The organism is Acetobacter sp., assembly GCF_022483985.1.
Lineage (GTDB): Bacteria > Pseudomonadota > Alphaproteobacteria > Acetobacterales > Acetobacteraceae > Acetobacter.
This window is the reverse complement of sequence record NZ_JAKVME010000001.1, coordinates 2,347,876-2,368,240: the sequence shown is the minus strand read 5'-3', so window position 1 is coordinate 2,368,240 and position 20,365 is coordinate 2,347,876. Positions and strand designations below refer to the sequence as shown.

The following is a 20,365-nucleotide window of genomic DNA, read 5'->3' as shown; positions in this document are numbered from 1 at the left end:
TTTCATCGCGAGTTCTGCAAACAGCCCACGGCTTCCCTTTCCGTTCGTCAAACAGCACAGACTGCCATGCTTCCGTCTCTACGGAGATATGCTCCACCGACAATCGCTCTGTTCAATCAGAGCGCGTTTCAGATGTTCTGTTGTTTTATCAGGCGGGATGTTGGGAGGCGGGTGCAAAGGCCGTTGATTGCTGGCGGGTCCCTGCCTGTAAGCTGGAGACTGCCGCGTGGGCAGCCTCCGGCAGGTTTTTTCAGAATTCCGCGGACAATGTGAAGTGATAGACGCGGGGCAGACCTGCATACAGGGTTGATGCTGCGCCTGATGTGCCGCTGGGAGCACCGGTATAGACGGATGCCCAGTAGCGTTCATTCGTCACGTTGCTGACGCCGAAGCGCGCGACCCACGGAAATCTGGCGACATGGAATGCATAACGCGTGCCGAGTTCCAGAGTGGTGTAAGACCCTGTATGCAACGTGTTGGTGACGTTGGCCGCACGATTGCCCATGTAATGAACACCGGCATTGAAGGCGAAGCCGGAGGCGAAAGAGCCAAGGGACGCAGGCAGGCGGTAATCCAACAGGATGCTCGCCTGAAGAGGCGCCGTGCCGACAATCTCTTTCTTGTTGAGGCTGGCGACGCGGGCGTGAACCAGTTCCGCATCCAGCCATGTCATACCGGCAAGAACGGACAGATTAGGTAGAACCTCGCCTGAAATCTGCGCTTCCACACCGTAGTTCCGCTGTGTGCCGCCATACTGATAGGTCTGGCAGTCGGCGCCCGCCGAACAGCCCTGTGACGGGTTGGCTGCGGCGACATACATGGCGTAAGGCGAGGTGATCCGGAAACCGGCGATGTTGAGCTGCATCTTCTGGAGAAAGCGCAGCTTGTAGCCGACTTCATACTCTTCCGAATGTGCGATCGGGAGTGCGATGTTCGTGTTGGTGTAGCTGGCGCTGTTGGGTGTGACAGGCCCGGCTTCGACCGACCGGCCATAGGTGAAGTAGATGGTCTGGTTTTCAGTCGGCTTGTACATCACGCTGGTCGTCGGGCTGAAGGCCGCCGACTTGCTGAATCTCTTGACCAGAGGGCTGGTTGCATTCAGCGCGCCTTCCTGACTGATCCAGCTCCAGGAAAGCGTGCCCATGATCGACCAGTGCTCATTGAGCTTCAGCGTGTCACCGACAATGAAGGACTGGCTGGTCACGCTGCTGGATTTGTAACGCCCGCGATAATAGGGCTGCGTGCCTCCGTTGGGAGAGGCGCCATACATGCTCAGGACACCCAGATTCTGGGCCGGTGTCACAGCAGCGACCGGGTTGTAATTGCCCATCATGTAGCCGTTGGTGCCGATGACCAGATCGTGCCGGATCGGGCCGGTATAAACGCGGCCGTTGAAATAGGCCATGTTGCTGCCGACACGGAAATCATCAGCCGTGGTCGTGGCTGTCGCTCTTGAACTGTACCAGCCGTCGCTGCCTTTACGTCCGCCGCAGGTTTTGCCGCCGTCACACAGCGTATCGGCCACACCGAAGGATTGCCGGGCCGCGTCCTGATACAGGCCACCCAGCGTGAAGCTCCAGTTTTCAGTGATCTGGTGTTTGATCTTGGCCAGAAACGTGTTGGTTTCCATGTGGTAGCCGCTCCATTCCGGAGCGAGGCGTTTGCCCAGATCGGGTGCTGTGGGCAGCCCGTCGCCACCGACGCCGGTTGCCGGAATACCAAAGGCGGGCGCGGTCCCGCGCTGGTCATGGGTGTAGTGGCTGGCATCCAGTTCGATAACCGTTTTGTCATCAAGATGGATGTCGAAGTCACCACTGACCATTTCGCGACGTATCGAACTGCCCTGCGTATAGGCGGTGCCGTCGGCATGCAGCATGTTCAGGCGGTAGCCGAACCAGCCATTGCGTCCCAGACGACCGGAAATGTCGCCGTTCACCGTTGGCGTGCCGATGGAATCCACACCGACAGACAGGCGCTCGGTGCGGCGGTCAGTCGGGCGCTTGAGTGTGTATTCAAAGACGCCAGCCGGGTTCTGGGGTCCATACATCGCGCCTGCGAGGCCGTTCAGAACCTGAAGATTATCCACCCATTCCGCCGGATAGGGGGTGGTGGAAACCACATTCAGCCCGTCCAGACGGGAGTTGGCGACCACGTCGGCCTCAAACCCGCGCGACTGGGGACGAGACGTGTTGGGGTCACCGCGGATTTCAAGCTGTACGGACGGCAGGTACTGAGCCAGATCGTTGAGGGTGCGAATCTGCTGATTGACTATAACATCATGCGGGACGCCCATGATGGAATAGGGTGTGTCCAGCGTGTCCCGGTTGCCCAGCGGTCCGAGATAGACGGTCTTGTTCATATATTTGGCGCCGGTGCCGTCGGCGGCATGGTGGCCGTGAACCGTGACCGTTTCGCCATTGGAACCATCGAGAATTCCGGCAATGGGGGCGGCTCTGGTTTTGTCCCTGCTGCTCGTCGGGCTGTTGCCTGAACCGACGGAGGTGTGAGCGGCTCCCTTGTCGGCGGCCTTCCCGTTCTTTGGAGATGAAACCGGTGTGGTGGCCAGCGCGGATGTCGTCAGCAGGACTGACAGGAATGTTCCCGCGATGAAAGCGCTCTGGAAACGGCAGGGCATGGGCAGACGTGTCCTGAATATGAATGGAGAAATATAATTAGGCCCCTTCTCCCCCCTCGGTGGATGCCTGTCTATATATGCGGGTAGCTATTCATTCCGGGTGGTGGGGATTTGTCACATACTGTTGCCGGAATAATACAGGTTCGAACCGTCCGAACCGCCATCCGGCCAGATTGAGGGATGCGCGGGAGGGGGACGGTTTTGTCCTGACCGGCTCGGAACTGTTTCCCCGAGAGCGTCTCTTTTTAAAGGAGACCGTCTTCTGACCTTATACGATCGTTAAGAACTGCGTGCGAGAGTCCGGGCAAAGCTGATGTGCCCTTTGATGGAATGATATTCGCATGGAACGGCTGTTTACATTTCTTCTCAGTGAGCAGCACGTTCGTTCGCATATGACGGTGATTCTGCAGGCGTTTCTGTTTGCGGCGCTGGCGATCTTCTTTCTCTCCAGAAAAACATGGTCGCTTACGGGCAGGGCGCTGCTGTTTTCCCTGTTTGTTTCCGTTGCTGACCTGACGATCTTTTTTGATACGTTCTGGTCGACCTATCCCAATCTTTCCGGCACGATTCCTCAACCGACAACGGAGATCACGGGTTTCCTGATCTTCGGTTTTGCTGTGATTGCGGCCTATCTTTATCTGGATGTCCGGCGCTCCATCAAAACCGTCATCATGTCCGGCGCGCTTCTGGCGTTCGGTCTGGCGTTTTCGGCTTTTGACATTCTGGTGGCGACAGTCAGTCCCGCCACGCTGGCATATGATCTTTCAGTCGTGCTCGGCGTGCTGGTTGCTGGCGCCACGCTGTGCGCGTTTGCCTTCTGGGAGCTTGGCAACCCTCTGGCGAGTCGTCCGCGTCTGACTGCCAGTATCCTGCTGGCGTTCACGCTGGCTCTGGTTCCGCTCGGGTCCATGGGCTCCATCCTGCCGTTCGATCAGTGGCTTACCGTCATCCAGACGCCAGACAGCGCCCTGTTTTCCCCGCTGTCCGTCCTGTGTCTGTCAGGGGGTCTGGCGATGGTGTTTCTTCTCTGCATCGCGTCCCTGCTGGATATCCGTGTCGCCACGTCCCAGCAGCGGGAAGGGGCGCGGATGCGTCATCTTGCCGACGGCACGTTCGAGGGCATTCTGATCAGTCGTGACAACGTGGTGATGGATGCCAACCAGAGCATTCTCGACATGACCGGTCTGGATCTGAATGACATCAAACTTCTGAAGGTTCCCGATCTTTTTGCCGGTGGTTTCGGGGAGAAGAAGGACACGGCTTCCGCGCTGGCGGAGCGGGTTGGCGCACCTGAGCAGCTTGAACTGCTGGGACCGGCCGGGCGACGCATTCCTGTGGAAGTGCTGTCCCGTGAGGTGCCTTATGTCGATGGGCAGGCCACGGTGGTCGCCATTCGTGACGTGACGGAACGCAAGGCGGCGGAGGATTACATCCGTTATCTTGCGATGCATGACACCCTGACGTCCCTGCCCAATCGCCGGGGTCTGGAGAATGTGCTGGGTCAGGTTATTGAGCACGCCCTGAAGAACGGTCTGGAATCTGCCGTGCTCGGGCTTGATCTCGATGGCTTCAAGGCAGTCAATGATTCCCTTGGCCATCATGCGGGCGACATGCTTCTCAAGGAAGTGGCTGTCCGCTTTCAGGCGCAGTTGCGGGATACGGATTACCTCGCCCGTCTGGGCGGCGATGAATTTGTGATCGTCCTGCGTTCGGTGGCGAATGTGGAAGATGCGATCCATCTGGCGAAAAGGCTGATTGGCTGCCTGTGGCAGCCTTTCACGCTGGCCGGGCATGATGTTTATGTCGGCGTCAGTATCGGTGTCGCTCTTTGTCCGCGCGATGGCGATACGGCCCAGATGGTTCTGAAAAACGCTGATATCGCCATGTATCAGGCGAAAATCAAAGGCAAGGGGCAGGTTTACGAATTTCAGACGGGTATGGAGACGGCCGTCCGGGAGCGGCATGATCTTGAGCTTGATCTGCGTGCGGCGCTGGGTCGGAATGAGTTGCAGATCTATTATCAGCCGCTGTTCAATGTCGCTGGCGTCATTACGGGTTTTGAGGCGCTGGCGCGGTGGCCTCATCCTGAGCGGGGAATGATTTCGCCGGATCGCTTCATTCCTCTGGCCGAGGAAACCGGATTGATTGTGCCACTGGGTGAATGGGTGCTGAAGACGGCCTGCATGGTGGCGGCCGGGTGGCAGTCGGACGTCAGTATTGCCGTCAACCTTTCCCCGACCCAGTTCCAGCGTGTTGATCTGGTCAATGTGGTCATGAAAACCCTTGAGGAAACAGGCTTGGAGCCTGCCCGTCTTGAGTTGGAAGTGACTGAAACGCTGTTGATGGAGGATGTGCCCAAGGCGCTGGCTCTGGTCCGGGATTTGCGGGCGCTCGGGGTTCGTGTGGCGCTGGACGATTTTGGAACCGGCTATTCCAGCCTCGCCTACCTCCACAATTTTCCATTCGACAAGGTGAAGGTGGATCGTTCCTTCATCAACAAGATCACCAATGACCCCAATGCGTGGACCATCGTGGAGTCCATCATTGTGATGAGTCACAAGCTCAAGCTGCGGGTGACGGCGGAAGGTATCGAAACCGGCGCGCAGCTCTCCCTGCTGACGGAGCATGGATGTGACGAGATGCAGGGCTTCCTGCTCGGACGCCCGATGCCGGAGCCTCAGGCGTCCAGACTGATCGCTTCTCTTGAGAATCTGTCACCCGCCATCTGAATTGGGGCTCCCCGGCTTATGGATTCTGTTCGTGGTGTAAGTGGCGACACTGCGGAACATGGACAGAAACAGGAGCGAACCAATGGCGTTTCCGGCCTTCCTCCTGTATCAGTAGCGCCCATGACTGAAATCCGCACCGCCTCCCTGCATCGTGTAACCGCCGAGACCGACATCCGTGTCGCCGTCAATCTGGATGGCAAGGGTGAAGCAAAGGTCAGCACCGGCATTGGTTTTTTTGATCACATGCTGACGGCACTGGCACGGCATGGAATGCTGGATATCGAGATTGCTGCAAAAGGCGATCTGGAAGTGGATTTTCACCATACGGTCGAGGATGTCGGCATTGCGCTCGGGCAGGCTGTAAGGCAGGCGCTTGGTGACAAGCGTGGCGTGCGTCGGTTTGGTCATGCGCTGGTGCCTCTGGACGAAGCCTTGGCGGAAGTGGTGGTGGACCTGTCCGGACGGCCGTTCCTGGCGTGGTCTGTGACGTTCCCGACGGAAAAGATCGGGGTCATGGACACGGAGCTGTTTGAGGAGTTTTTCCGGGCTTTTTCCATGGCGGCCATGATCACGCTTCATGTGACGCAGAAAACCGGGCGTAACAGCCATCATATCGCTGAAAGCGCCTACAAGGCGACGGCGCGGGCGTTGCGGATGGCGGTCGAATTTGACGAGCGTGCGGCGGGTCTCATTCCATCCACCAAGGGGGTCCTGTGAAGGTGTTTTCAGTCTGGCTGCCCGGAGAGGGAAGTGTCGGGAAACGGAACAGGGACCGGCTGCCTGTGCTGGTACAGCAGACATTCCGGTGGAATGTGCTGTTTCTGGGTGGCATCGCCCTGATGTGGTCAGGCGCGTGGATCTCAGGCAGCCTGTTCCTCTCGGCATCCGTCATTCTGACTGCTCTGCTGGGAAAGCTCTGGATTGTGCCCGCACTGATGCTTCCCGCACGCCTTGCGCTAGCGACGTTCAGTGCGGAACTGATGGAATGGGAGCTTCGGCTGAAGGGATATAGGGAAGCTGGTACGGTTGTCGGGCCGGATCAGGAGGCGGCGCTTTTGCGTTATATGGATCGGGCTGGAGATGCCGGGCGGGCAGTTCCGTCTCCAGTTTCGGGGAATTCCATTCCCGACCCGTTTGCGACCGCTTTCGCAAGGAGGGGCTGATCGTGCGGGTGGCTCATCAGTCTGTTGTCGTCATTGATTATGACGGTGGCAACCTGGCGTCGGCTGCGCGTGCTCTTGAGGAAGCCGCCCGTCTTTCCGGGGTATCGGCGACTGTCGTGATCACCAGCGATCCCGGGCAGGTTCTGGAGGCCGACCGGATCGTGCTGCCGGGGCAGGGCGCGTTCGCGGATTGCGCCAAAGGACTGGCGGCAGTTGACGGCCTCCGGTCGGCTCTGGATACGGCTGTGGGCAGAGGGACGCCATTCCTTGGAATCTGCGTCGGCATGCAGTTGATGGCGCAGCGCGGTCTTGAGCACGGCGTGACGGACGGGCTCGGCTGGATTGGCGGAGAAATCGCGCCGATGGAAGCAGCGGGTCTGCGGCTGCCGCAGATGGGCTGGAACGAACTGGCCTTTTCCCGTCCGCATCCGTTGACGGAAGGGCTTGGTCACCGTCCGCACGGCTATTTCGTTCATTCCTATGCGCTGACAGGCGCGCGGGAGGAGGAATTGCTGGCGACGACCGATTACGGTGGCGCGGTTCCGGCAATCGTGGCGCGTGGCAACAGGGCCGGCACGCAGTTCCATGTCGAGAAAAGCCAGACGGTCGGCCTGCGTATTCTGGCCAACTTCCTGCACTGGACGCCGGATGGGGCGCTCTGATGAGTGGTGAGGCGGGCACACCGGGACTGACGGCTGAACGCATTCAGACGTTGAATGAGGATGATCTCCCCGCCCTGTGCGAGTGTGTGGATGCGTCCATTCTTGGTGGGGGCGGCTTTGCGTGGGTCCGTCCGCAGGGGCGATCGGTCCTTGAACGGTATTTCCGTGGCATCCTTCTGGTGCCGGAGCGTCTGCTGTTCGTGGCGCGGCAGGACGGTCTTATCGTGGGGTCGGCCCAGATGGTTAGGCCGTCCCGCAGTAATGAAGCGCAGGCGATGATCGCCAGCGTCACGCAGTTTCACATTGCGCCCTACGCACGGGGGATCGGCCTTGGCCGTCTGCTGATCGAGGAGATCATCAAAGCGGCCAGAGCCATGGGGTATCAGGTCCTCAATCTGGATGTGCGCGAGACCCAGACTGCCGCGATGATGCTTTTCCGGAACCTCGGATTTGAGCAGTGGGGCGTCAATCCTTACTATGCGGCGGGTGACGGCCGGATGGTGCGCGGGCATTATTTCTTCAAACGTCTTCAGGAAAATAGTCGTCTCCTCCAGAATGAGGAGGCTTGTGAACCCGATCATGGAAAGCCTGCCGATATGACCGCCCGCGCTCTCACCCTCTATCCCGCGATCGACCTCAAGGACGGCGCCTGCGTCCGTCTGCGTCGTGGCGAGATGGATGATGCAACGGTCTATTCGGATGATCCTGGCGCGCAGGCGCGGGCCTGGTGCGCGGCCGGTTTCAACTGGCTGCACGTTGTGGATCTGAACGGCGCGTTCGCGGGACGGTCCGCCAACAGTGACGCCGTGAAGCAGATCGTCGCGAATGCGAAGGTGCCGGTGCAGCTTGGCGGTGGGCTGCGTGATCTGGCCGGGATAGAAAGCTGGCTGGAAGCCGGGATTTCCCGTGTGATTCTCGGGTCGGTAGCCGTGAAGAATCCCGATCTTGTGAAAGAGGCCTGCCGTCTGTTCCCCGGACGGATCATGGCCGGGATCGACGCCCGTATGGGGCTCGTCGCGACGGAAGGGTGGGCCGAAGTGTCTGACATGCAGGCCACCGACCTTGGTCTGCGGATGCAGGATGCTGGCGTGGCGGCGATCATTTTCACCGAGATCACCCGTGACGGCATGTTGCAGGGGCTGGACCTCGAACAGACGGCGCAACTGGCGCAGACTGTTTCGGTCCCAGTGATTGCCAGCGGCGGTGTCGGCTCGCTCGATGATCTGGCGGCGCTGCGGCGTGTCGCGGCTGATGTGCCGGGGATTGAAGGTGTGATCGTCGGACGGGCGCTTTATGACGGACGCATCTCTCCTGCGGATGCGTTGAGAGTTCTGTCCTGATGCTGAAACTGCGCGTCATTCCCTGTCTGGACGTGAAGAACGGGCGCGTGGTGAAGGGCGTCAACTTCGTCTCGCTTCGCGATGCGGGTGATCCTGTGGAGCAGGCTGCCGTTTATGACGCGGCGGGCGCGGACGAACTGACTTTTCTCGACATCACCGCCAGTCATGAAGACCGGGACACCATTCTGGACGTGGTGAGCCGCACGGCGGAACGTATCTTCCTGCCGCTGACGGTTGGGGGCGGCGTACGCACGACGGGTGACATGCGTCGGTTGCTGCTGGCGGGCGCCGACAAATGCGCCATGAACTCGGCGGCGGTGCAGCGTCCTGAGCTGATCAATGAAGCTGCGAACAAGTTCGGCAGCCAGTGCGTGGTGGTCGGTGTTGACGCCCGCTCGGATGGCAGGGGCGGCTGGGAAGTCTATACTCATGGTGGCCGCACCCCGACCGGCATTGATGTGGTGGACTGGTGCAGGGATGTCGCGGCGCGTGGCGCGGGTGAGATTCTCCTGACATCCATGGATCGTGACGGCACACGCTCCGGTTTCGACCTTGATCTGCTGCGAGCCGTCAATACGGCTGTCCGGCTACCCGTGGTGGCGTCCGGCGGCGTCGGGGCTCTGGAGCATTTTGTGGAAGGAGCGCAGGCCGGTGCAACGGGCTTGCTGGCGGCCAGCGTCTTTCATTTTGGACAATTCACCGTTCCACAGGTGAAGCAGGCTCTGGCGGATGCCGGGCTGCCTGTGCGCCCGCCCCTTGAAACACTCGATTTCGGCTACTGACCGGGAAGATCATGGCAAAGACACCGACCAAGAAAAACGTGACCAAAGAGGCGCCGGCCAAGAAGCAGCGGACCAGCGGCAAGTCTGACGCGACTCGGAAGAGGGCGGATGTGACGGCGTCCTCTCCGGCTGATCTGAAAAAACGGAATAACCGTGGTGGCAGGCAGGTCGCTTTTCCAAAGCCGGAGAGCGGGCTGATTGATGCGTCTGTTCTCGACAGGCTTTTCGATGTGGTGCTCAGCCGACGGGGCACTGACCCTTCGACCAGCCATTCAGCCCGGCTGCTGTCACGCGGCACGAGCAAGGTGGCGCAGAAGTTTGGGGAAGAAGCTGTCGAATGTCTGATCGAGGCCGTTGCGGGACGCACGCAGGAGCTGATTGGGGAAAGCGCGGATGTGCTTTATCACCTGATTGTTCTCTGGGTGGATGCGGGTGTGACGCCTGCTGAAGTCTGGGCGGAGCTTCAGCGTCGTGAAGGCACGAGCGGCATCGCGGAAAAGGCATCCCGTCCACGTCAGTAACGGACACGGACCTGCCGGGGACTAGAGCGGCATCCGATCAGACGGAAATGTCTGGTCGGATAAAATCGCTCGATAACAATGAGTTAGAACGGCATCCGTGGCCCATTCTGAACGGATGCTGCTCTAGGGGAGACACACATGGCGGTCAGCGGTATCGGGAAATATGATCCCGACAATATCTTCGCGAAGATTCTGCGTGGGGACATCCCGTGCAGAAAGGTCTTTGAGAATGACATGGTTCTCGCCTTCCATGACATCGCGCCGAAAGCGCCGGTGCATGTTCTGGTGATCCCAAAAGGCCCCTATATTTCATTCGCTGATTTCAGCCAGCGGGCGAGTGACAAGGAGATCGTCGCGTTCAACCGGGCCGTGGGCGACATTGCCCGCCAGTTTGATCTTGATGCTCCGGGCTACCGTCTGATCGGCAATGTCGGTGAGAATGCCGGTCAGGAAGTGCCGCATTTCCATGTGCATCTGCTGGGCGGCGGTTCTCTGGGTGCCATGCTGGCCGAGTGACTGTGTCCGGAGGGATCATGAGGGCAGGAAAGCCGCTTTCCTGCCTCGTCTGGCCCTTTTTGGATAGAAGGCTACTTGGCGAAGCTTTTTCAAAAACTTCAGAAAGCAGCCACAGGCGACGGTAGCCCGGCGGCCAGTTCCACGGAACGCCGACGGGCCGCATGGTCGTAAAGCGGAAAAGCCATCATCAGCTCATCGGGACGATGACGCCGGAGAAATTCCGTCAGGCGCGGCAGAGCCGTTTCTTGTGAACCCGTAAACGTGCAGGACAGGGTGTGCTGGAGCATGGCCAGTTCCTGTGACGACAGTCTGGCTTCCAGTCCGGCATCCGGTGGCGGGAAAGTGGTGGGGTGCCCACGCCGCAACGCCAGAAAATACTGATACAGGGATGTGACCAGTGTTCCGGCCTCGGCGGCGTCATCGGCCAGCACCATGTTGACGGTCAGCATGACATGCGGGCTGGCGCACCGATCAGACGGCTCGAAACGGTGACGGTAGAGCGCAATCGCCTCTTCCATCTGGGCCGGAGCGAAGTGCGAGGCAAACGCGTAGGGTAGGCCCAGTCTGGCGGCGAGAACGGCTGAAAACAGTGACGAGCCGAGAATCCAGACCGGCACGCGCAGGCCACAGCCGGGTATGGCGCGCACGGCATGGGGAGTGTTGTCTGCGGGTTCGAAGTAATGCAGCAGTTCCACGACGTCTTCAGGAAAGCGGTCAGGCGCATGCGGGTCTCTGCGTAGGGCCCTGGCGGTGCGCTGGTCCGCACCGGGCGCACGACCCAGCCCGAGATCAATCCTACCGGGAAACAGCGTTTCGAGCGTGCCGAACTGTTCCGCCACAACCAGCGGAGAATGATTGGGCAACATGATCCCGCCGGAACCGACCCGGATCTGCCGCGTCACGCCGGCGACCTGTCCGATGAGAATGGCGGTCGCGGCGGAGGCGATGCCGGGCATGGAGTGGTGCTCGGCCAGCCAGTAGCGCCTGAATCCCAGCCCGTCCGCCAGCCGCGCAAGGTCCATGGTGTTGCGATAGGCGTCGGCCAGGGTCGCGCCCTGTGTAATGAGGGACAGGTCGAGAACCGAAAAAGGAATCATGTTTTCCCCTGACTGCCCGGAAGCTACATCCGCATGTCTTGTGTCTGGAAGGGCGTTTTCTGTTGAACAGGATGTAGCACGGCAGGTTTCTGGCGGGGGGTCTAAAAGCCTTTCAGGAAATCACCTTTTCAGAAGGCGATGCGAGGCTTCTGTTTTGTTTGCCGGTTTGTGTGCCGGTGGATGGTTCGGAAACGGCTCATGAACCCTGAGATTACGGAGTGTCGTTACGGTGTGCGCCCTGCAAGCATGTCGGAATGGCGTGTTGTGATGACGACCGCTCCTATTCGAACGTAACGCCTGTCAGGCGTTCGGAAACCTCCCACAGACGTTGCGCGACACGGGGATCATGAGCGGAGGACGGAATGACGGCCAGGTCGGTCTTTCCGGTGCGTTCGCCTGCTCCATCCGGACCATAATAGCATCCGTCATGCGCCAGAGGTGACGCTGCGGCGTACAGGAACGGCTCGGCGCCACAAGCGGCGGACTGGCCGAACCAGCGAAAGGCGACGCTGGCGCCCGTCTCCACGATCCATGAGGACAGATTCTGCTTTCCGGAGCCGGGGCCGTTCGTGACAAGCTGCGTTCTGGCCCAGCCGGGATGAGCGATGCGGGCATGAATCTTCCATCCCAGACTTCGGGACCGACGGGCCAGTTCCTGACCGAACAGCAGGTTCGCCAGCTTGCTCTGACGATATGCGTCAAAAGGGGAATAACGGTGACGCGACTGTAGGTCGTCAAAGTGGATTCGGGATTTCCATGCCGCCAGACTGGCGACGGCCACCACCACGCCACCGTCTCTGGAAGACGCTTCCAGTAGCGGTTTCAGATGGCCGGTCAGGGCGAAATGACCGAGATGGTTCACGCCGAACTGCATCTCGAACCCGTCAGTTGTTTCCCCTCTGACAGGAGGGGCCATGACCCCGGCGTTGTTGACCAGAATATCCACGGCGCTGAACCGGTCATGCAGGGTGTCGGTGAAGCGTTCGATGGAAGCGAGAGACGCCAGATCAAGCTGTGCGGTTTCGGCGACGGCGTCCGGCACGCGCTCTTGTAGGGTGACCAGGGCGGCGGCGTTGCGTTCCTCGGAACGGGATGCGAGCACGACCGTCGCGCCGAGGCTCGCCAGTCCGCAGGCTGTCTCCAGCCCCAAACCGCTGTTCGCGCCAGTCACCACCGCGACGCGCCCGTCAAGACGGTTCAGCGTATTGAGAAGGGCCGTATGCTGCTCAATCTGGTCAGGCGTCATTCTGCTGCTCTCCGTCATGTGTCAGTTCCTTTTCCATGCCGAAGGTCAGTTCCCGGTCATTTTTCGCGGCTTTCATGGCCTGTGCGATCAGCCGCTTTTCATTTTTCTTGAGAAAAAGAAACACGGTCACGCCGACCAGAGCGGCAAGGCCGGCAATCCCCCAGGCGACTGGCCCGGAGAGCTTCATCGCCTCATGTCCGAGATAGTAGGCTCCCAGTGTGTAACCGCCTGCCCAGCACAGACCTCCAAGTGCATTATGCAGAAGGAACGTGTGCCAGGGCATCCGGTTCGCTCCGGCGAGCAGGGCGACGAAAATACGCAGCAGGGCGATGAACCGTCCGAAAAACACGACGGTCCCGCCATGCTGCCGGAAAATATACCGACCAAGCAGGATGCGGTCCGCGGAAAGACCGACATATTTCCCGTAGCGATGCAGGAAGCGGAACCCGAATTCCTTGCCGATCAGATAGCCGAAATTGTCTCCCATGATCGCCCCGCTCACTCCCGCGATCACGATTCCCCAGATGCTGAGCTTGTGAGTGGTCGCGCTGAGCAGGGAGGCGGTGATGAGCAGACTTTCCGCTGGCAGGGGCAGTCCCATGCTCTCCAGCATGACGACCACGCCAATGACGCCATAACCGTAATGGGACAGTAGCGTGTCAAGATAATGTAACAGGGTGAAACATCCCGGGAGCTTGTAGAGACGCATCAGGAACCGTCTGGACAGGCTCCTGTCAACCCTGCACATCACTATTACACGATATGTCTCAAGCCCCGTGGAGGTTTCATTGAACCGTCAGCCAGCCCCGTGCGGAACATGGCCCTCACCCGTGACGGCGACGCTCGCCGCCGGCAAGACCGTGACCCTGTCAGGCGTCTCCGTGAGCGGTGAGACCGTGCTGTGGCTTGAGAGGCGGCCTGCGGAGAAGGGGCGTACAGCTCTGGTCGTCTGGCGGGAGGGAGCGGAACCTCTGGATGCGACACCCCCGGGTGTCGATGTGGCGACCAGCGTTCATGAATATGGAGGTGGTGCGTTTGCTGTGGCCGGTCGTACCATCGTGTTCAGCAATCGACGGGACGGTGGCGTCTATACGCTGGAACTGGGCGGTGCGGCAGAGCCGCGCCGCCTCGTTCTCGCCGAGGGAGTGCGGTACGCCAGCTTTGCCTTCTCTCCGGATGGACGGCGCGTTTACGCTGTCCGGGAGGATCATCGTGGCGAGGGGGAGCCCGTCGATACGCTCGTCGCCCTCTCCCTGCTCGACGGGTCTGGAACCGTCATCGCGCAGGGAGCGGATTTCTATTCTACGCCGACACCGTCTCCCGACGGCAGCCATCTTGCCTGGATCGAGTGGGATCATCCGGCGATGCCCTGGACCCGTTCCCGCCTGTGCGTCATGCGGCTGAATGACCTGCGGTCCGGAAAAATCCTCGCTGGCGGGGGTGTCTCTTCAGACGGGAAACCAGAGTCTCTCACGGAACCGCAATGGGCCGACAATCACACTCTTTTCGCCATTTCGGATCGGAGCGGCTGGTGGACGTTGTGGCGTTTTGCTCTTGCTGGAGGCGAGCCGGAACCTGTCTGCGATCTTGAGGCTGAAATCGGCCAGCCGCACTGGGTTTTCGGCCAACGCAGCTACAGTCTGCTGCCGGATGGACGCATCCTCGCGCTGGCGGTGAAGGCCGGGCAGACGCAGATGCTTCTGCTGACACCGGGAGCTTCAGCCGACTACGATATTACGCCTGTCATGATGGGACTGCCCGAGCAATGCCCGATCGTGTTTGGCGGCGGGTTCGCATGGCTGGATGGGTCGCCGGACAGGGCGGCTTCAGTCGTTGTGGGATCGCCGGGGCAGGCGCCTCGTGTGCTGCGTGAAGCCACCCCCCTTCCTTTCGGAAAAGATGACATCGCTTTGCCCGAAAGTGTGCTGTTTCCGCTTGAGGACGGCACAGAAGGACAGGCGTTCTTCTACCCGCCCACCAGCGCTCAGTGCTGTGTGCCGGAGGGAGAACTACCGCCGATGATCGTGACCGCGCACGGAGGACCGACCGCCCGCGCGTCTGAAGGGTTCTCGTTCAAGGTGCAGTGGTGGACCAGTCGTGGCTTTGCCGTGCTGGATGTGAATTACAGCGGGTCCACAGGTTTCGGACGCGCCTATCGTGAGCGGCTGGATGGTCAGTGGGGTGTGCGGGATGTGGGAGACTGCATTGCGGCGGCTTCGTACATGGCGGTGAGCGGACGTGTTGATCCGGAACGGATTGTCATCCGTGGCTCCAGCGCAGGCGGCCTGACCGTGCTATCGGCGCTCGCGCATTCGACGCTTTTTGCAGCGGGAACCAGTCTTTATGGCGTGACGGATCTCCGCACTCTGGCGGAAGAGACGCACAAGTTCGAGGCGCGCTATCTCGACAGTCTTGTTGGGCCGTGGCCGGAGGCCGAAGAGGTCTATCGGGAGCGGTCTCCGCTTTTCATGGCGGACCGGATTCAGGCACCCGTGCTTTTCCTGCAAGGTCTGGATGATGCGGTTGTGCCGCCGGAGCAGGCCCGTTCGATGGTGGCTGCCCTGAAGCGGAACGGTGTTGTGTGTCCGCTGGTGGAGTTTGAGGGTGAAGGACATGGTTTCCGTGGTGAGGAGACTTTGCGTCAGGCCTTCAAGATTGAGCTGACGTTTTACGAACGGGTCCTTGGACTTAAGACAGTGGATGTTTAGTTCCTATCACTACAGTTCCTTTTTGTTTTGAATTTTAAATCTATGGGCAGCCCCGATTCAGGATATGATGAGTGGTGGTGCATCTGTTGAAGATACGCTGGATTTATGGGCGTCCGAGCTTCGGGCAGTAAAGGAGCGGATCGCGCTGCTGTCTACGCAGAAGCGTGTTGCGGCTTCTGCCTGTGCCTTCCTTGATGTTCTGATTGGCAATGAACCCCGTAAAACAGGTTGGATGCGTGCGGAAGCGGCTGGAGATTCTGGCCCCTGGCGGCAGCAGGCGCTTCTGGGGCGCGGGCACTGGGTGCCGATGCCCTTCGCGATGTCGTCAGGGATTATGTGATCGAGCATCTGGGGGCTGAAGAGGGCGTGCTGGTCATCGATGAGACCGGATTTCTGAAGAAAGGTCAGGCGTCCTGCGGTGTGGGGCGGCAGTATACTGGCTCTGCCGGCAAGATCACGAACTGCCAGATCGGGGTATTTGGCGCTTATGTTTCGAAACGGGGGCATGCCTTTATTGACCGCGCCCTGTATCTTCCAAAAGACTGGACATCAAAGCTTGAGCGCCTGGAGCAGGCCTACGTTCCCGATGACGAGGTGTTTGCAACCAAGCAGGCATTAGCCTCGATGATGATTGAGCGGAGTATTGAGGTCGGTGTGCCCTTCCGCTGGGTTGTCGCAGATAGCGTGTATGGCGTTGGCGATGTGGAACGCACACTTCGCCGGGCAGGAATTGGATATGTCCTTGGGGTCAGAGGTAATCACTGGTTCGGGTCATGGGCAACAAACCCGCTGATTGCCGGAGAAGCCAAAGACATTGCCGCAAATCTTGCAGAGCAGGCCTGGTGCCGTCTGTCAGCGGGAGGCGGCACAAAGGGCGAGCGGTTATACGACTGGGCATATCTTCCTCTTGCCGATCTGGATGCTGAAGAATTTGACTCCCCTGTAGCCGGACCATGGACACGTGGTCTGTTGATCCGCCGGAACATCGCCGATGGAGACCTTGCCTGTTTTACGACCTGGTGCCCGAAAGGGACAACCATGCAGAAACTCGTGAACGTTGAAGGCACGCGCTGGAGGATCGAAGAATGTTTCGAGACGGCCAAAAACGAGTTCGGTCTCGATCATAACGAAACCCGTTCCTGGTATGGCTGGCATCGGCATGTCTCTCTGGTCATGCTGGCCTATGCCGTCATGGCCAGTGTCCGGTATCAGGCAAACTCACTGAAACCGAAAAAAACACAACGCAGAACACGATAATCGTCGTCCGCTGGTCCATTCAGGAAATCAGGCGTCTCGTCGTAAAGCTTGCACAACGCAAACTATCCGTCCCTCACATCCTCAGATGGTCCGTCTTTCGACGAACACATCAGGTTAGCGCTATCCGCGCTCACTCACGACACAAAATGCAACTGTAGTGCTAGATCGGAAATAAGCGGAGCGTTTCAGCTAAACGTGCAGCTATTTGGCTTGTTCTACGTCCGTTGGAGCGAGCTCCCAGATAAACTCCGGCAGTGACGTTTGGTAATTGTGGCATTTCCATGGCCTCTTGAAGGTCTGGTGGGGTGGTCCGTCGTGCCATGGCGCTGACACCGATGTCTGCCCGTACAGCTGCGACAACACCAGCAAGGCTAGAAGCTGTGTAGATTACGTCTCCCTCGTAATTATTATTTTCGAGATTTTCCAGCATGGCGCCTCTATACAGGCAACCTTCAGGATAAGCTACAATAGGTACGCGATGTTCTTTTGAAATATGTCTAGTGGGAGCTCTGACCCACATGACAGGTTCGGTCCACAATGCAACTGCATGATCAGGTAGAGGCCCTGTGGAGAGTGCTAGTGCGATGTCCAGTTGGCCATCTCGAAGAGCTCGCAATAGCCCGATAGACAAGTCTGTTACAACTTCGAAATGACCTGCTTCCACACTGCCGTCTTCCAGCGCTAACAAGGGGCCTGGCAGATAATAATCAGCAAAATCTGAGGGGAAGCCGATTCGTAAACGTCCGCCTGAGCGATGTGGTGTTAGTCTTTGCAGCATTTTATCGTGGTCAGCCAGAATGCGACGTGCATATCGCAGGCAGGTTTTGCCGCTTTCCGTGATTATAAGGGTGCCTTTTTTACGTTCTAGAAGCGTCGTGCCAAGGGCTTCTTGCAATCTACGGATTTGAAGACTTACTGCGGGTTGTGTCAAGCCAAGAGCTTCGCTGGCACGCGTAAAACCGTCAGCGTCAACAACGGTAACAAAAGCTCTTAGGAGGTCGGTCGGAATGTCACGCATATACTCTAGATTCGATTATAAGGGTCTCTTATGCACCATTTATGAATTTCATTTTCGTTTTGTCAACGAACTGATTATCTGAGATTCCGATTTAAATTAATTTAGTAGGAGAGAGTGATGACGGCAGAAATGTTGCAGGTTATGGAGTGGCATAATGGAGAGCGGGGTTGGACACCTTTTTCAAATGACGAGTTCGCTGCGCGGCACAGTACAATACGCAAACATATGGCAGATCATAATATTGATGCGTGCCTTTTTACGTCATACCATAATATATGTTATTTTTCTGGTTTCCTATATTGTGCTTTCGGGCGTCGTTATGGATTGGTGCTAACGCATGACAATGTGACAACAGTAACTTCAGCAATTGATGGTGGTCAGCCTTGGCGGCGTGGTTCTGTTGGTAATGTTACTTACACTGACTGGCAACGTAACAATTTCTTTCTTGCATGTAAAGATCTGCTTGGAAAGGCCAAGAGTGTTGGTGTTGAGTATGATCAGATTCCTGTTGCACTTTTAAAAGAACTTCAGGAATATTTTCCTGAGATTGTATTCGTAGATATCGGAGACGATGTCATGTGGATGCGGACGATCAAGTCTCCAGAAGAAATGTCGCTGATTCGTCATGGTGCCCAGATAGCCAATATTGGAGGGCGAGCTGTGATGGATGCTGTTCGTGCTGGCATAAGCGAGCACGAGGTTGCAATTTCTGGAACAGATGCAATGATTCGTGCAATTGCAGATACTTTTCCAGATGTCGAGTTGCGAGATACTTGGACATGGTTTCAATCAGGGATCAATACTGATGGCGCGCATAATCCGGTAACGAATAAAATGGTAGAAAGTGGTGATATTTTGTCATTAAATTGCTTTCCCATGATCCATGGATATTATACAGCCTTGGAGCGGACGCTGTTTTGTGAACGAGTTTCAGCAGCACATCTACGTTACTGGGAAAAAAATTGTGAAGTGATGGAAAAAGGATCTGCATTGATAGGTCCAGGAAGGACGTGTTCAGAAATTGCTCTAGAACTTAATGAAATTTACCGATCTTCTCAACTTCTTCGCTTCCGATCTTTTGGTTATGGACATTCCTTTGGTGTGCTGTCTCATTATTACGGACGTGAGGCGGGTGTCGAACTCCGTGAAGATGTGCATACGGTTTTGAAGCCTGGGATGGTAGTCTCCATGGAGCCGATGATCATGATTCCAGAAGGTGAGGCGGGGGCTGGAGGGTATCGTGAGCATGATATTTTTATTGTGACAGAAACTGGTGCCGAGAATATTACCAATTTCCCGTATGGCCCAGAGCACATGATCGTTGGGGGCTGAAGTATGACAAGTGCAACCATGTCGCAGCATGTCACTGTTGATGTGCGACAATTAAGTGCTGTGATAGTGGGGTGCGTGATTGGTACATTTATAGAGTGGTTCGATTACGCGTGTTATGGCTATCTTGCGGCTATTTTTTCGCGCGTTTTCTTTCCCTTCTCTGATGAGAATTCTGGGTTGTTGGCGAGTTATGCTGTATTTGGACTCGCTTTTCTGCTTAGGCCAGTAGGGGGCGTATTATGGGGGCATTTGGGTGATCGGATGGGTAGGCGTCTTGCTTTAACTCTTTCTATCACACTCATGTCAATTGCAACGACTTTGATTGCCATACTGCCTGGGTATGCTTCTATTGGTTTTTGGGCTCCTTTGTTCCTTTTTATCCTCCGCTTAACACAAGGTTTTTCATGTGCTGGAGAATATTCAGGGGCTGCAGTCGTTTTGATGGAAAATGCACCTCGGGGGCGCCGCGGTCTGTTTACGGCATTGGTTCCTGCATCAGAAGCTTGTGGTTTACTTGCTGGTGCGGCCTTAGTGGCTCTTTTAACGTCTCATCTTACTGATAACCAGATGTTAATGTGGGGATGGCGTGTGCCATTTCTTTTTGCGTTACCACTAGGTCTTGTTAGTTTAGTTTTTCGGAAGAAATTATATGAAAAAACAGAAGAAAATTATAAAAATATAAAAAAAGATATGCCTATTAAAATTTTGTTCGACGATTATAAACCTAAAATGTTAATCGGATTTGGTTTTGCAGTTCTTAATGCTGTTGGTTTTTACACTATACTGAGTTTTATGCCAGTTTTTATAACATATTCTGGTGTTATTGGGTTGAATTTAGCTTCAAAATTTCAGATTGTTTTACTTTTATTTTATATTCCAACTGTTTTTTTTGTTGGAGTTTTGGCTGATAAATTTGGTCCTGTTATCTTATTGAGTATTTCTGCTATATTATTTTCAATTCTCTCTATACCTTTATTTTATGTAATTGGAATAGGTAAAAGTGAAATTATTTTATTTATTGAACTTATTTTTGGCGCGATATTGGCTTTGAATGATGGTGCGTTGGCACTGTTTCTTTCCGAAATTTTTCCTAAAAATGTAAGATATAGTGGTTTTTCTCTAATATTTAATTCGGCGAATGCAATATTCGGTGGAATATCGCCGTTTGTTATGACATGGCTTGCAACAAGGATGGGCTCTTCAACGGCATCAGGTTTGTGGGTGGCTGCTTCAGGTGTGGCTGCACTTTGCGCCGTTTATACTTATAGGAAGTGTATAAATAAATAATTTATGAATAAATTTCATAAATTATTTATTTATAATTATTTTTATTGATGAGTTTTCTGTTATTTCACCATA

The 20,365-nt window shown here is 56.7% G+C and carries 16 protein-coding genes and 1 pseudogene; 12 read left to right on the top strand and 5 right to left on the bottom strand.

Features of this window, described 5'->3' with window-relative positions:
- Positions 1-250: 250 nt before the first annotated feature.
- Positions 251-2,635 (bottom strand): TonB-dependent siderophore receptor, encoded by a 2,385-nt coding sequence (locus LKE90_RS10520; protein WP_291494543.1) that lies wholly within the window; start codon positions 2,633-2,635, stop codon positions 251-253.
- A gap of 341 nt (positions 2,636-2,976) precedes the next feature.
- Between LKE90_RS10520 and LKE90_RS10515 the strand changes: the two genes are divergently transcribed.
- From LKE90_RS10515 to LKE90_RS10480, 8 genes are all read left to right on the top strand, one after another.
- Positions 2,977-5,364: a putative bifunctional diguanylate cyclase/phosphodiesterase gene (locus LKE90_RS10515; RefSeq protein WP_291494544.1), complete on the top strand. Its 2,388-nt coding sequence runs from the start codon at positions 2,977-2,979 to the stop codon at positions 5,362-5,364.
- A gap of 120 nt (positions 5,365-5,484) precedes the next feature.
- Positions 5,485-6,081 (top strand): imidazoleglycerol-phosphate dehydratase HisB, encoded by a 597-nt coding sequence (gene hisB, locus LKE90_RS10510; protein ID WP_291494566.1) that lies wholly within the window; start codon positions 5,485-5,487, stop codon positions 6,079-6,081.
- A complete protein-coding gene (locus LKE90_RS10505; RefSeq protein ID WP_291494545.1) occupies positions 6,078-6,527 on the top strand; it encodes a hypothetical protein in 450 nt (149 codons plus the stop codon). The genes hisB and LKE90_RS10505 overlap by 4 nt, the downstream gene beginning before the upstream one ends.
- 2 nt (positions 6,528-6,529) lie before the next feature.
- Positions 6,530-7,189, top strand: coding sequence for an imidazole glycerol phosphate synthase subunit HisH (gene hisH, locus LKE90_RS10500; RefSeq protein ID WP_291494546.1), 660 nt, complete (start codon positions 6,530-6,532; stop codon positions 7,187-7,189).
- A complete protein-coding gene (hisA, locus tag LKE90_RS10495; protein WP_291494547.1) occupies positions 7,189-8,529 on the top strand; it encodes a 1-(5-phosphoribosyl)-5-[(5-phosphoribosylamino)methylideneamino]imidazole-4-carboxamide isomerase in 1,341 nt (446 codons plus the stop codon). The genes hisH and hisA overlap by 1 nt, the downstream gene beginning before the upstream one ends.
- Complete coding sequence (hisF, locus tag LKE90_RS10490) at positions 8,529-9,311, top strand: imidazole glycerol phosphate synthase subunit HisF (protein ID WP_291494548.1); 783 nt, start codon at positions 8,529-8,531, stop codon at positions 9,309-9,311. Before hisA ends, hisF begins: the two co-directional genes overlap by 1 nt.
- Positions 9,312-9,322: 11 nt before the next feature.
- Positions 9,323-9,832: a phosphoribosyl-ATP diphosphatase gene (locus tag LKE90_RS10485; RefSeq protein ID WP_291494549.1), complete on the top strand. Its 510-nt coding sequence runs from the start codon at positions 9,323-9,325 to the stop codon at positions 9,830-9,832.
- Between the two features lie 138 nt (positions 9,833-9,970).
- Positions 9,971-10,348: a histidine triad nucleotide-binding protein gene (locus tag LKE90_RS10480; RefSeq protein WP_291494550.1), complete on the top strand. Its 378-nt coding sequence runs from the start codon at positions 9,971-9,973 to the stop codon at positions 10,346-10,348.
- A gap of 98 nt (positions 10,349-10,446) precedes the next feature.
- On the opposite strand, the gene LKE90_RS10475 is transcribed toward LKE90_RS10480, so the two are convergent.
- The 3 genes from LKE90_RS10475 to LKE90_RS10465 form a co-directional block, all read right to left on the bottom strand.
- The gene (locus LKE90_RS10475; protein WP_291494551.1) at positions 10,447-11,445 is read right to left on the bottom strand and encodes an LLM class flavin-dependent oxidoreductase; all 999 of its coding nucleotides are present in this window, start codon (positions 11,443-11,445) and stop codon (positions 10,447-10,449) included.
- Positions 11,446-11,725: 280 nt separating this feature from the next.
- Positions 11,726-12,691 carry an SDR family oxidoreductase gene (locus LKE90_RS10470; protein WP_291494567.1) on the bottom strand — a complete coding sequence of 322 codons (966 nt, stop codon included), beginning with the start codon at positions 12,689-12,691 and terminating at the stop codon, positions 11,726-11,728.
- Complete coding sequence (locus LKE90_RS10465; protein ID WP_291494552.1) at positions 12,681-13,400, bottom strand: DedA family protein; 720 nt, start codon at positions 13,398-13,400, stop codon at positions 12,681-12,683. The genes LKE90_RS10470 and LKE90_RS10465 overlap by 11 nt, the downstream gene beginning before the upstream one ends.
- 79 nt (positions 13,401-13,479) lie before the next feature.
- Here LKE90_RS10465 and LKE90_RS10460 point away from each other — a divergent pair, with 79 nt between their 5' ends.
- Together LKE90_RS10460 and LKE90_RS10455 are read left to right on the top strand one after the other, a co-directional pair.
- On the top strand, positions 13,480-15,399 hold the full coding sequence (locus LKE90_RS10460; protein WP_291494553.1) for a S9 family peptidase: 1,920 nt from the start codon (positions 13,480-13,482) through the stop codon (positions 15,397-15,399).
- Positions 15,400-15,463: 64 nt separating this feature from the next.
- Positions 15,464-16,656 (top strand): annotated as a pseudogene (locus LKE90_RS10455) (IS701 family transposase).
- Between the two features lie 160 nt (positions 16,657-16,816).
- On the opposite strand, the gene LKE90_RS10450 reads toward LKE90_RS10455, so the two are convergent.
- Positions 16,817-17,674 carry a LysR family transcriptional regulator gene (locus tag LKE90_RS10450; RefSeq protein ID WP_291494554.1) on the bottom strand — a complete coding sequence of 286 codons (858 nt, stop codon included), beginning with the start codon at positions 17,672-17,674 and terminating at the stop codon, positions 16,817-16,819.
- Positions 17,675-17,791: 117 nt separating this feature from the next.
- Between LKE90_RS10450 and LKE90_RS10445 the strand changes: the two genes are divergently transcribed.
- Both LKE90_RS10445 and LKE90_RS10440 read left to right on the top strand, forming a co-directional pair.
- Positions 17,792-19,006: an aminopeptidase P family protein gene (locus LKE90_RS10445; RefSeq protein ID WP_291494555.1), complete on the top strand. Its 1,215-nt coding sequence runs from the start codon at positions 17,792-17,794 to the stop codon at positions 19,004-19,006.
- A gap of 3 nt (positions 19,007-19,009) precedes the next feature.
- Positions 19,010-20,293: an MFS transporter gene (locus LKE90_RS10440; RefSeq protein ID WP_291494556.1), complete on the top strand. Its 1,284-nt coding sequence runs from the start codon at positions 19,010-19,012 to the stop codon at positions 20,291-20,293.
- The last annotated feature ends 72 nt before the right edge of the window (positions 20,294-20,365 follow it).